Source organism: Calditrichota bacterium, assembly GCA_016867835.1.
GTDB lineage: Bacteria > Electryoneota > AABM5-125-24 > Hatepunaeales > Hatepunaeaceae > VGIQ01.
The window spans coordinates 1-2,730 of record VGIQ01000189.1 but is presented as its reverse complement, the minus strand read 5'-3'; the positions used below and the strand labels follow the sequence as shown (position 1 = coordinate 2,730).

The 2,730-nt window shown below is 60.3% G+C and carries 4 protein-coding genes; all 4 read right to left on the bottom strand.

Annotation, left to right across the window (positions count from 1 at the left end; all coding sequences use genetic code 11):
- The coding region (locus FJY67_11925; protein MBM3330155.1) for a hypothetical protein at positions 1-790 on the bottom strand (790 nt) is incomplete at its 3' end.
- 8 nt (positions 791-798) lie between these two features.
- The gene (locus FJY67_11920; protein MBM3330154.1) at positions 799-1,701 is read right to left on the bottom strand and encodes a hypothetical protein; all 903 of its coding nucleotides are present in this window, start codon (positions 1,699-1,701) and stop codon (positions 799-801) included.
- Positions 1,691-2,158, bottom strand: coding sequence for a flagellar export protein FliJ (gene fliJ / locus FJY67_11915; protein MBM3330153.1), 468 nt, complete (start codon positions 2,156-2,158; stop codon positions 1,691-1,693). Before fliJ ends, FJY67_11920 begins: the two co-directional genes overlap by 11 nt.
- On the bottom strand, positions 2,155-2,730 hold a 576-nt coding region (locus FJY67_11910; GenBank protein ID MBM3330152.1), incomplete at its 5' end, for a hypothetical protein. The genes FJY67_11910 and fliJ, both read right to left, overlap by 4 nt.

Sequence of the window (2,730 nt, the reverse complement as noted above, 5' to 3'; positions counted from 1 at the left end):
TCGCAATGACGGGCTGACTCGGCGAAACCGGAGATTGCTTCGCTGCGCTCGCAATGACGGGCTGACTCGGCGAAACCGGAGATTGCTTCGCTGCGCTCGCAATGACGGGCTGACTCGGCGAAACAGGAGATTGCTTCGCTGCGCTCGCAATGACGGGCTGACTCGGCGAAACAGGAGATTGCTTCGCTTCGCTCGCAATGACGGGCTTGCTTGGCGAAACAGGAGATTGCTTCGCTGCGCTCGCAATGACGGGCGGTTTAGTATCCGCTTGGGAAGAATAGCGCTGCAATCCGGCATCGTCATCCCCGCGCCGGCGGGGATCCAGACTTGATTGGCTTGACTGGGTTCCTGCCTTCGCGGGAACGACGTCACTATTCGCCAACACTCCCAACTTGAAACCGGTGTCGATGAGTGGTTGCATTGCAGCGACGGAAGATTGCTTCGCTGCGCTCGCAATGACGGGTTGGCGGGGCGAAACAGGAGATTGCTTCGCTGCGCTCGTGGTGACGTATTTTTGGCGATGTGATTGCTCAGGCGGCGGGTCCTGGATGGTCGCGTGGTCCGACGGACTCTCCCCAGGCGTTATCACCTGCGGAGCCACCGGAATCTGAAGCGGTATTACAGCGCTGGTCGCTCCCGCCAGAGCCAACCGAGGTTCATCCTTGGAGGCAGCCGCAAGGTGCGCATCGAATTTCGGTCGGAACGAAAAATACCTGGTTATTACCGCAGGCGCAACGCTTACAATCGGACCTGTTTTGGGAAGCCCGAGCATAGCCTTCAGCAGTGTCATCGCACCGCTCATTTGCGCACCACCCGTGCAGCAACGCCGGACGACTGCGAGGGCGCCATTTCCTGCAGAATCAACGCCGCTGCACGCGGCTTCACTTTGAAGAGGATCTCCGACACTTCATCCGGCGAACGTTCGGCAAGCATCTGCGCCGCGGCAGCCGGTCGCATCGACTCAATGATCTTGGCGAGCCGCTTCACTTCGGCGGCACGGGCGGAATCGACTTTTGCTGCCACTCGCGCCAGCCGGTCCGAGAGTTGCCGGTTGGCACCTGACAACTGCTCGAGCGCCGCTCGCGCTTCGCTGCCGGCTCGCATCGTCGTGTCGAGCACCTGCGCTACCGAGTCTTTGTAGGCTGCCAATGCCGTCTGAATGATGACCGATGAATCAACGGGAATGAACTGAATGATCCCCTCAGAATCGGAAGTCGCACTGTGCAATCCGTAAAGCGCAGTTGGAACACCTTCAAGGTGTGCAGCCAATAGCGCATCTTCTTCACCAGTCGGGATCGCAAGCAACTCCTCGTCCGAGACATCCGCCTTTAGCATCTTTACAAAATCCGACTCGGGCAGATTGCTTGGAAGATCTTCCTGCGGCACCGAATCGGCAATCGCCAGGTCGTGACCTGCATCCAGGTCAATGGGCTCCGCTGTATCATTGGGAAGCGCCGATGCCAAAGTGTCCCCGGTAACGCTGCCCAAATCGACATCATGCTCGGCAACAGTTAGAGCAGGACGCTGTTCGTGCGCTGTCGGTATTGGTTGCTGCGGTCTATCGCTGGACTTGAGGAGCAGCCAGAGCGCTGCAACCCCGGCCAGTCCGGCCAGGGCGATGATCAGCAGCGGCTTGCGGTTTCCCTTGCCGACCGCCCGCAGTTCCTCAGGGGTTAGGTCCTGTTCTTCTTCAGATGCCACTTAAGTCCTTGATCCGGCGTGCCGAATGATTAGTCCTGAGTGCTGCTTCATCGATGATCGTCTGTTCGCGTCGGGTCTCTTCTACCCGGTGCTCGGTGAGCCGTCGGTCGCGAAGTAGTTCGAGCGCCGACCGATCTCGCGCCGCATTGACAAGTTCAGAGTGGCGGCCACTGACGACCTCGCCGGCTTCAGCCAGGCGCACCCTCGCCGCTTTGACACACTCCTTCAGCGCGCCTTGATGCCGGGCAATCGTTATTGCATCACCGGCTTTGAACGTCCGGCCAACGGTGGCTCTAAGATGCGTCATCGCTTCATCCGAAGCCGCCTCGGCTGCCGCGACACTCTGCCTCTCTTCAGATTCCCGACGACGCGCCTCAGCCAGTTTTCGCTCGGCTTGATCGACCAGACTCTCGCGCAGGTCAAGCACCTTCTGCAGTCGAAACCGAAACCGGCTCATCGGGCCGCCTCCGAAGCCCCCGCGATGGCGATGAGATGATCGACGACGATTTCGTAGTCTTCACTTTCGTGCATTTCCTGTCCCAGCAGGGCTCTGATGTCGGGCATCAGTTTTAGGGCGGCATCGACATCGGGGTTGGCGCCATTCTCATAGGCGCCGATGTTTATCAGGTCTTCGGCATCGCGCCAGGCTGCCAGTAGTTGCTTGAGCCGCGCCGCGGCCCGCCGGTGCTCCGGCGACACTACATCGGGCATCACCCGGCTCACCGAAGGAAGCGGATCGACGGCCGGCCACCAGCCCTGCGAAGCCAGTTTGCGCGACAGCACAATGTGCCCGTCGAGGATCGACCGGACGGCATCGGCAACCGGTTCATTCATATCGTCGCCTTCGACCAACACCGTGTAGAGTCCGGTGATCGAGCCGTTCTCTGAGGCTCCGGCACGTTCCAGCAGCCTCGGGAGCATCGCAAAGAGCGACGGCGTATAGCCCCTGCTGGTCGGCGGTTCGCCGATGGCGAGACCGACTTCACGCTGCGCCATCGCCAGCCTCGTAACCGAATCCATCATTAGCAT

What these genes read in the sequence shown, in the direction of transcription:
- fliJ (MBM3330153.1), bottom strand. Translation starts at nt 2,158, where the DNA reads ATGAGCCGGTTTCGGTTTCGACTGCAGAAGGTGCTTGACCTGCGCGAG.